We start from the raw sequence: 9,541 nt of genomic DNA on the forward strand, positions 1-9,541 counted from the left end.
AGACGAACACCCAATGGAGACTAGTTCGATGAAGGCTGCAGCAGCCGCTGGACCACTGGATTCGCTCCGGGTCCTGGACTTCACCAACATGCTGTCCGGGCCCTACTGCACACGGCTGCTGGCCGATCTAGGCGCGGAAGTGATCAAGATCGAGCCACCGGCCGGTGATCACAATCGCAGCCGTCGGCCCGTTCGAAACGGCTATAGCAGCTTTTTCGGACATCTCAACTGCGGTAAGAAGAGTGTCGTGCTGGATCTGAAGTCTGCGAACGGTCGCGAGGCGGCGATCGGCCTGGCGAAGAGCGCCGACATCATCGTCGAGAATTGGCGTCCTGGGGTAGCCGATCGTCTCGGCGTCGGCTACGAGGCGGTGGCAAGAACCAATCCCTACGTCATCTATTGTTCGATATCGGGCTTCGGCCAAACCGGCCCGATTGCGCAGCGCCCGGCCTACGCGCCCATCGTGCATGCCGCAAGCGGCTTCGATATGGCGCAGGTCGAATACCAGGGCGGCGGCCGGCCGGCGAACACGGCTACCTTCATCGCCGATGTCTTCGGCGGTATGTCGGCGTTCGCGGCGGTGCAGAGTGCCTTGTACCAGCGAGCGCGAACCGGCCGTGGCCAGTACATCGATGTCGCGCTCATGGATGCGATGCTCAACCTGCTGGTCTACGAGTTCCAGGAAGCACAGGCGCCGAGCGACGAGAAGATCCGCGTGTACCAGCCGCTCAAGACGAACGACGGCTACGTGGTCGCTGCGCCGACGAGCCAGAAGAATTTCGAACAACTGGCGCGCGCGGTTGGCCATACCGAATGGATCGAAGATCCGCGTTTCGCGCAGACGCGAAGCCGTGAGGCGCACTGGTCGGAATTGATGGACCTGATCGAGCAGTGGACGCGGACGCGTTCCGGTGAGGAATGCGAGGATACGCTCCTTGCGGGCGGCGTGCCGTGCACGCGCTATCGCACCGTGAAGGAAGCGATCGAACACCCGCAAATGCAGGCCCGTGCCGGGATGGCCCGGGTCAAGGACAAAGTGGGCGAGTATTGGGTGCCCAATGCGCCGTTCCAGATGCCTGGCCTGCACACGGCCGCCCGGCCTCACGTGCCGGAACTCGGTGAGCACACGGTCGAGGTGCTCGTCACGGTGCTCGGCTATACCACGGAACAGGCGCAGTCCTGCTCCCCGCTTCCGCGACCGGCGCACGAGCGAGTCTGAATCAAGGAGAAATGGGCATGGCAGCAGACACACTGATTTTGTTCGACGTCGACGAGCACGGTATCGCCACCATCACGCTCAACCGCCCCGAAAAGTACAACGCCTTCACCAAGGACATGATTCAGCGCTGGGGAGCCTTGCTGGATCGCTGCGAAAGCGATCCGGCAATCAAGCTCGTCGTGCTCACCGGCGCAGGCAAGGCGTTTTGTTCCGGCGGCGACATCGGCGCGCAAAAGGACCGGGCTAACAACGACAGCCTGGAACGCAAGGATTTCCTGTGGCGGCACGTGCACAAAATCGCATTTGTTATGGAGCGGATGGACAAGCCCACGATCGCGGCGATCAACGGCGCGGCCCGCGGTGCCGGGCTCGACATGGCGCTCATGTGTGATCTACGGATCATGGCCGATTCGGCGACTCTTGCGGAGAGTTATATCAACGTCGGACTGATCGCCGGAGACGGCGGCACGTACTACCTGCCGCGGCTTATCGGAACGCCGCGGGCGCTGGAGCTCTTCTGGACCGGGCGCGCAATCGATGCGGCGGAGGCCGACCGGATCGGGCTCGTCAACAAGGTCGTGCCGTCGGAGCAATTGATGCCGGCAACCTACGAGCTGGCGCGCGCAATTGCAGCCCAGCCGTTCGAAGCGATCCGAGCCTACAAGCGTGCCGTTTACCAGGGCATGACAATGAATCTTGCCGCGCACCTGGACATGGTGTCATCGCATACATCGATCCTGCGCGACACGCCGGACCATCGCGCCAAGGTCGCGGCATTTCTCGAGCGCAAGCGCACCCGCTGAATCGATCCCGCTGGCCGAGCAGGCTGTCGTGCGGCGAGCTGACGGAACTGTACCCGCCCGAGCGTTCTGCCAACGGAGTTCCTGAGACACGCCGAGCTCGCGCCCCCCGGCTTGGTTTGAGGTCGTCGCAGCCCGTTTTCGGGCCATGCGTGTTTAGGCCACCAAGAGTTTGCGCAGTGCTCGGACGTTTCCAATGCGCTCGAAACTCCAGAGCTTTGCGAGGAGCGTGCGCGTGCGCCGGGGTCCGAGAACCGGCCCCATTAGATCCAGCGCCTTTTCTTCCATATCCTGACGAGTCTGAGGATTCGTGTACCAGCCCTTCGCCGCCATGGTTCCATGGCGCAGGAAGCGGCCGTCCTTGGCGGTTATTTCCATTGCGCAGCGCCACGTGCGCTCACCGTCCTCCAGCGCCGTATCACCTACGACGTCTACCTTTCTTCGAAGGCCCCGGACCCGACGGTCGGTCATGCGCCGGTAATCGTGCGATGAACCGAACGTCACTGTCCCGTCGGCCGGCATCAAAGCGAGTAAGTGCTGTACGCAGATATCGGGCATGCTGCGGCGGTCCACAACTTGCAGCTGCTTCTTCGGCATGTGCACCAAGATTCTTGCGACGTCCCGCGCGCTCAGGCCATGTTCCTGAATGAGCTCGTACAACACCTGCAGCGGAGCCTGAATCGGCGCACCCACGCTCCAGCGTTTGATACTGCAGTTCATTATCTCGAAATCGCGACCCAATCCCTTGATCAGTCGCCGCGGCTCCGGCGATTCCGAAAAAATCGAGAGGAAGTCGGGCACGCCGGAGAAAACATCATCGACGCCTGTAAAGCCGCACGCGGCCATCAACGCAGCCGAAACGCCATTGTGTGCCGGCATGCCCCCAGCACGTAGGCCTTTTCGACATGATGCGAATCGCGCAGCATCGTATAGATACCGGCTGCATTCTGCCCCGCGTAGGACAGCGCGTAGCGAACGACAGTGGGATTCAGGCGCAGCAATGCCGCGCAAGCAGCGGTTGCACCAAAAGAGCCGCCGATGGCGCCGCCGTGATGCCGCGAGCGCTCGCCAAGAGACATGAGACGCAACGCGCGTAGTAGCCGCGCCGCGACGTCATAACCAAGCACGATCGCGCGCAACACCGCAGTGCCGCCGAGTTGCTCTTTGTCCGCGATCGCCAATGCGGCCGGTACGATGCACGCGCCGGGATGCAGGCGCAATGCCATAATGGTGTCGTCGGTCTCGTCGGCGTGGCCACACATACCGTTGGCCAATGCGGCTGCCAGAGCGGAAGTGACGAGGCGGCTACCGATCACGACGGACTCGGCATTTCCGCCCAGAGCCGCCACATATTGCAGCGCCTTCCTGCCAGGTTCGAGACGGGATCCGGAAACCACGGCCGCGACCGTATCGACCAAGTGGATCTTGGCGCGCTCTCTCACCTCGACAGGAAGCTGGCTCTTCGAAGCGTCTGCAATGTACTCGCTCAGCGCTTTGGTCACGGGCGAAATTCTGGTGCGTGGGCCAGTCACTTTGGCTCCGGTGACGAACAGCTCATTGGGGCTTGGCGCCGGTAGCAGCGACGAGCTTCGCGTTTTGTGCAAGTTCGTTACGAATGATCGAACCGAACTGCTGGGCCGTCGTGGTCCGCGGCTCGAGCGCCTGCTTGGTCAGCAAGGCTCGGATGTCCGGTTCCGCGACAACCTGAACGATGGCTGTATTGAGGCGGTTTACGACCATTGCGGGGACTCTTGCGGGCACCAGAATGCCGAACCAGGACGAGCGGTCGTATCCCGGTACCCCGGACTCATCGAGCGTCGGAATCGCGGGCAGCGCTGCCGAGCGCTGCTTGCTGCTGACCGCTAGCGGCCGAACTTTGCCGGCATTGAGCAAGGGCAACGCCGCTGTGACGCTCGAGAACCCCATATCGACCTCACCGGAGGCGTTGGCCGCAGCGGCGGCCGATCCACCTTTGTAGGGGACATGCACGAGCTTCAGCCCTGCCACGAGTTCGAGCAGCGACGTGGCGAGGTGCGAGGAACTTCCGATGCCGGCGGAGGCATAGGTGAAGATGTCGGGGCGCGAGCGTGCGAGGGCGAGGAGATCTTTGGTACTCTTCACCGGGACAGACGGATGGACGAGAAGAACGAAGTTGCTGTCCGCGATAAGGGATACGGCAGCGAGATCTCGCTCGAGGTCGTACGGGAGATCCCGCCTCAGCGCTGAATGGATAGTGCCGCCCGCGTTCATCAGCAGCGCCGTATAACCGTCCGCAGGCGCCGCTGCAGCGCGCTCGATCGCGATCGATCCGCCTGCTCCTGTTCGATTCTCGACCACCACTGGTTGACCCAAGAGAGCGGACAGCCGCGGCGCGACGATGCGGATTGTCGTATCCGCGCCGCCGCCGGCTGCTTGTCCGACCAGAATTCGGACGGGCTTGGACGGATAATCTTGTGCCGCGGCGTTTGACGGCAACATGCCCTGGCATGCCAAGACGACAAGGGCTGCATGGAGCAGATGATTTCGAATTCTTCGCATGATTACCTTGGCGGGCTGTGAAATACCGGAACGATGTTTGTTTCGGACAGGCAGTCCCGAGGTGAGGCGACCTGTTCGGCAAGGGGCTTACGCCGCGATGTCATCCACGTTCGACGGGTCGGGGCGCAACTCGCCGCGGTCGATGCGCCGTACGAGCTCGGTGACAGCGGCGTGCGTTGGCGCGGGCACGCCGACCTCGACAGCCTTGTCGGCGACCAGGCCGTTGGTGAAATCGATCTCGGAGCGGCGTCCGCGCATTACATCCCGGCCGACCGAGGAGTGAGACGGCTCAAGCAGCGTAGCCATCCATGCCGTCAGTCCGTCCTGCACGCGCTTCAGCGCCGCGGCATTCCGAGCGATTCCGGCGTCGTGCCAGTCGTCGGGCGAAATGCCGAGTATGGTTCCGATGCGGAAGCCGAGCGCGCGCCCGACCGCTACCGCTTCCCCGCCGAGTTTCACCCCAAGGCGATGGATTTTGCCCCGGCCGACATAGACGTGCGTATTGTCCAGGCCGGTCGCTCCGAGCAGACCGTGTGTTATGGTATTCGCCGAGAGCTTGGTCCAACGCTCGCCCCACAGATTCTCGGTCACCGCGGCACGATCGACCGCGTTGAAGATGCGAGCGAGCTCGGTGACCCGCTCGGTCACGAGACCATGAACCTCACCGACCCGGAACACGTTGTGCTGCGTCGCGCTGCCCGGCTCCTGGTAGCGTTTGATGCGACCTGGTTCGTAGGCATTTACGCTGATGGTGCTCACCGTCGTGCCGACCGTTCGACCCCATCCCACTGCCCGGGCAATGCGCTCTTCGTTGATTCCGTTCTGCATCGAGACCACGTAGCCGCGCGGCGCCAGGTACGGGCGGATCATCATCGCAGCCCATTCCGTGTCGTACGACTTGGTGCAGATGATGGCGATGTCGACGGGCTTGCGCATGAAGCCTTGAACATCGGAAACGTGGATGGCGTTCACCTGCACAACGTGCTCACCCTGCGAGCCGCCCAAATGCAGCCCATGGCTGCGCATGGCTTCGACGTGCTCCGGCCATGGATCGACCAAGGTCACATCTTCGCCGGCGCGCGCGAGATGCCCGCCGACGTAGCCGCCCACTGCGCCCGCGCCGATGAAGACAAGATGCTTTCCCATGGCTCCTCCAACTCAGAGCGTCGCGAGCAGCGGCGCGATATTGTCCATTCGTCGTTCGATTTCCCCTCGCTCGACGCGCTTCACCAGGGCGAGTAGGGCGCTCTGCATGGGCGCGGGAACGCCGAGCTGTGCGCCCTTGGCAACTACGTATCCGCAGACGTAGTCGATCTCCGTGCGGCGGCCCTTAGCGAGATCCTGTCCGATAGAGCCGAAATGCGGCTCCTTCGAGCGTTCCATCCATCGCCTCCAGCCGGCTTCGAGCTCGCTCAACGCGCCTGCGTCGCCCTGCGATGCTTGCAGCCACAACATCGCCGGCATGCGAAGGATCGGCTCCAGCTGATGGCCCAGCGCGAGCGCGACCGAGATTGCCTCGCCGGCACAACGAATGGCGAGCGACCGTGTGCTGTCATCGCGCATGAGCGTATGATCGCTGATGCCCGTCGAACCCAGTATGCCGTGATGCATGGAGTTGGTGACTAGCTTGGACCAGCGCTCGCCCCACAGGTTGGTCGTCACTTTCGCGCTGTCGACGCTGCCAAGCAACTCGACCAGTCGAGCCGCGCGCGGCGTATGGCGTCCGTGCACTTCGCCAACGCGAAATACCGTGTAATCGAAGCCACCCGGCGTACGCGCCCGGGATACTTCGCCGGGATGCGGGGCTGCGACGCTGATCGTGCTGGCTATGCAGCCCAGAGTACGTTCCCAACCGACGACCGCGGCGATATCCTCTTCGTTGAGACTGTTCTGGACCGATACGACGCACCCGGACGCGCTAAGGTATGGCCGGATCATCATCGCTGCCCATGCCGTGTCGTATGACTTGGTGCAAACGAGGGCGACGTCGATCGGCGTGCGGATGAGCGACTGCACGTCGCAAAGATGCAGCGCTTCGACAGGGATCTTATCGGATCGCCCGGGCTCGGAGATCAGAAGCCCGTCGCGACGTATCTTGTCGATGTGCGCAACCCAGCCATCGATCACGCGCACGTCGTGGCCTGCCTGGGCGAGCTTGCCTCCCGATATATCCGCCGACGGCGCCTGCACCGACGACGGCCACCCGAGTCTGCGACATAGTGTCCTCCGAATGCCGGTCGAATCCCGTCAGGATCGTACGCGGAATGTGCTCATGCTCGAGTTTGACACGACCGGATTGCCTGCGTATCGTACGATGAACGACGTTCAACATACTGAACAGGGGCCGATAATAGGTTCCGTGTGCAAGCGTGTCAACGAAGCGGAATGTCAGGTGATTGACTCTATCCCGCTCGCATTCGATGCTCGCTTCGCCGGGTGCGCCGTAAGGCGCCATTTTTCTTTCGATGCGGTGATCCACTAGAGGAGGATGTATGGCAAAGCTGCGTCACATCGCAATCACGGTCGACGACATGGAGGGGACTGCTTCCTTCTACGAGAAAGCTTTCGAGCTGAAGCGTGTGCGGCAGTCCGATGTCGCGGTGATGCTCTCGGATGGTGTCATGAGCCTTGCGATCATTCACTCCGGGAACGTGAATGCGGAGGGACGAAAGGGCCTGCACCATATTGGCTTCCTGGTCGACGACATGGAAAGTGGCGCAAGCCGCGTGGAGGACAATGGCGGCACCTACCATGGCCAGATCCGCAACATCGGCGATGGTCCGAAGTCCGAACGCAAGTATCGTGACCCTAATGGTATTCACTTCGACGTGGCGACCGTAGAGCACGCCCGCAAGGTATGGTGTATCCCCGGCGAGTAGTGTGCTCGGTGCGCTGAGTGAAGTTGCTGAGCGCGAAGAATCACTCGAGTCGAGCAACGGGTGAAACTTCGGCACATCTGGATCGTAAGGGCCGCGGTCTCTTTTGCATGGGATTGGTGGCGATCGAACGATCGGCGAGCGACGTTGACACCACTGGGGTCACTGGGTATCGTATATGTGAATGTCGTTCACAATGATGAACGCACCCAAATGCGTCGCATAGTCCCCGAGCCGTCGAGCTGCCGCACCGGTTGATTGCGGCCTGCGGCTCAAGGAGTTCACAGTAGTGTCATCCTCGTCTACGATCGCTCGAGCCTCCACCGTCAGCGCGGCTCAGCCCCTTCTGTTCAAGCCGATCGAGATCCGCGGCATCACGCTGAGAAACCGCATCGTAGTGTCGCCGATGGCGCAGTATTCGGCGGTCGATGGCTTCATGACCGACTGGCACTTCGCGCATTTCGCCAAGTTCGCGATGGGCGGGGCGGGCACCGTATTTACCGAAGCGACCAAGGTCGAGCGCCGTGGGCTGGGCACGGTCGGGGACATGGGCATCTGGAAAGACGAACACGTCCCGCCGCTGCGGCGGCTCACAACGTTCTTGAAAGAGCAGGGCGCGACACCGGCCATTCAGCTCAATCATGCCGGCCGCAAGGCCGGGACGTTCAAGCCCTGGGACGGATTCGGTCCGATCGATCGCAGCGTACCTGTCGAAGGCCAGGAGCACTGGGAGGTCATTGGGCCGAGCGCCGTGGAGTACCTCGAAGGCTGGCCGCTTCCGCGAGCGATGACGAAGGAAGACATTGCGGAGGTGAAGGGGAACTGGGTGAAGGCGGCACGGCGTGCGGCCGATGCTGGTTTCGACATTCTCGAAGTCCATGGCGCGCATGGATACCTGCTCCATGAATTTCTCTCACCCGCGTCCAACAGGCGCACGGACGAATACGGCGGGACACTTCGTAATCGCATGCGCTTCGCATTGGAGCTCACCGAGGCGGTGCGTGGCGTATGGCCCCATGACAAACCGTTGTTTTTCCGTGTGTCCGCAGTCGACGAAGGTGGCTGGACGCTGGACGATACGATCGCGCTTGCACGCGAATTGAAGCCGCTGGGAGTGGACCTGATCGATTGTTCCGCAAGCGGCATTTCGATACGTTCTCCAACCGCGAGCCGCGTTGCACCCAAGCTCGGCTTTCAGGTTCCCTATGCAGAGCGCGTGCGCAAGGACGCCGGCATCAAGACGATGGCGGTTGGACTGATCGTGCATGCCCGGCAGGCGGAGGAGATCCTCGCCAAGGGTCAGGCAGACCTCGTCGCCATCGGGCGCGAGCTCTTGTACGACCCGTTCTGGCCGGCACATGCCGCGCGCGCGCTCGAATACGACACGCAATTCAAAAGCCTTCCGGTTCAGTACGGATGGTGGCTGGATAGGCGCCGGAAGACCGGTTACGTCGAGGAATAGAAATAGAACAGCGCACGTGGACGAAACGGTGGTCATGATGTCGCAAGATCAGGCGCTGGTCACCATCGCGGCGGGTGGCGACGTAGGCACCGGGCACAATCCGCCGGAGATCGCATTCGCATCCGTGCGCCGAGTGCTCAGTCGAGCGGACATCCGCTTCGCACAGGTGGAGCGTCTGTACTCGGAGCGCGGAACGTACCAGTGGCAAAGTCTCGCCCGCAATCTGGAGGTCCGCCAGCCGCCACAACAGGCGGAGGTGTTTCGGGGCGTTCCTTTTGACGTCCTGTCGCTCGCATCGAATCACACAGGGGATTGGGGACCCGAGGCGGTGGAAGACACGGTGGATACGTTCCGTCGCCTCGGCATACCAACGGTAGGCGCGGGTCGCAACATTGCCGAAGCGCGGCGCCCCGCAATCATCGAGAGGCAAGGGCTGCGGATAGCCTTCCTCGGCTACTGCTCGGTTTTGCTGCCCCAGTACTGGGCGGATGACGAGCGCGCGGGCTGCGCACCCATGCGGGCCCATACGCTATATTGTCATCGTCGTTCCGATAGTCGTGTGAATTGGTCGGGATGAACGTCGTGGATTTTGTTCGTGCGTTTTCTTCGAGGCGCTCTATCTCAAGGGTCTTTTTCGCGCCGTTTG

At 62.2% G+C, this 9,541-nt stretch carries 10 protein-coding genes; 5 read left to right on the forward strand and 5 right to left on the reverse strand.

Annotated elements, in window-relative coordinates; translation table 11 throughout:
- Window positions 1-28: 28 nt before the first annotated feature.
- The gene (locus GEV05_15255; GenBank protein ID MPZ44727.1) at window positions 29-1,219 is read left to right on the forward strand and encodes a CoA transferase; all 1,191 of its coding nucleotides are present in this window, start codon (window positions 29-31) and stop codon (window positions 1,217-1,219) included.
- Window positions 1,220-1,236: 17 nt separating this feature from the next.
- Window positions 1,237-2,022 (forward strand): enoyl-CoA hydratase, encoded by a 786-nt coding sequence (locus tag GEV05_15260; protein ID MPZ44728.1) that lies wholly within the window; start codon window positions 1,237-1,239, stop codon window positions 2,020-2,022.
- A 153-nt stretch (window positions 2,023-2,175) separates the two neighbouring features.
- Here the strand turns inward: GEV05_15260 and GEV05_15265 are convergent, their stop codons facing one another.
- From GEV05_15265 to GEV05_15285, 5 genes are all read right to left on the reverse strand, one after another.
- Window positions 2,176-2,898 (reverse strand): hypothetical protein, encoded by a 723-nt coding sequence (locus tag GEV05_15265; protein ID MPZ44729.1) that lies wholly within the window; start codon window positions 2,896-2,898, stop codon window positions 2,176-2,178.
- Window positions 2,865-3,623: a hypothetical protein gene (locus tag GEV05_15270; GenBank protein ID MPZ44730.1), complete on the reverse strand. Its 759-nt coding sequence runs from the start codon at window positions 3,621-3,623 to the stop codon at window positions 2,865-2,867. Before GEV05_15270 ends, GEV05_15265 begins: the two co-directional genes overlap by 34 nt.
- Window positions 3,574-4,557 carry a tripartite tricarboxylate transporter substrate binding protein gene (locus GEV05_15275; GenBank protein MPZ44731.1) on the reverse strand — a complete coding sequence of 328 codons (984 nt, stop codon included), beginning with the start codon at window positions 4,555-4,557 and terminating at the stop codon, window positions 3,574-3,576. Before GEV05_15275 ends, GEV05_15270 begins: the two co-directional genes overlap by 50 nt.
- 87 nt (window positions 4,558-4,644) lie before the next feature.
- A complete protein-coding gene (locus GEV05_15280) occupies window positions 4,645-5,703 on the reverse strand; it encodes a 2-dehydropantoate 2-reductase (protein ID MPZ44732.1) in 1,059 nt (352 codons plus the stop codon).
- 12 nt (window positions 5,704-5,715) lie between these two features.
- Window positions 5,716-6,747, reverse strand: a complete 1,032-nt coding sequence (locus GEV05_15285; protein MPZ44733.1) for a hypothetical protein — start codon at window positions 6,745-6,747, stop codon at window positions 5,716-5,718.
- 302 nt (window positions 6,748-7,049) lie between these two features.
- On the opposite strand from GEV05_15285, the gene GEV05_15290 reads away from it, so the two are divergent.
- From GEV05_15290 to GEV05_15300, 3 genes are all read left to right on the forward strand, one after another.
- Window positions 7,050-7,436 (forward strand): VOC family protein, encoded by a 387-nt coding sequence (locus GEV05_15290; GenBank protein MPZ44734.1) that lies wholly within the window; start codon window positions 7,050-7,052, stop codon window positions 7,434-7,436.
- Window positions 7,437-7,740: 304 nt separating this feature from the next.
- Entirely contained in the window at window positions 7,741-8,895 is a 1,155-nt protein-coding gene (locus GEV05_15295) for an NADH:flavin oxidoreductase/NADH oxidase (GenBank protein MPZ44735.1), read from the forward strand.
- Entirely contained in the window at window positions 8,792-9,472 is a 681-nt protein-coding gene (locus GEV05_15300) for a hypothetical protein (GenBank protein ID MPZ44736.1), read from the forward strand. Before GEV05_15295 ends, GEV05_15300 begins: the two co-directional genes overlap by 104 nt.
- Window positions 9,473-9,541: the final 69 nt, after the last annotated feature.

Source organism: Betaproteobacteria bacterium (assembly GCA_009377585.1).
Taxonomy (GTDB): domain Bacteria; phylum Pseudomonadota; class Gammaproteobacteria; order Burkholderiales; family WYBJ01; genus WYBJ01.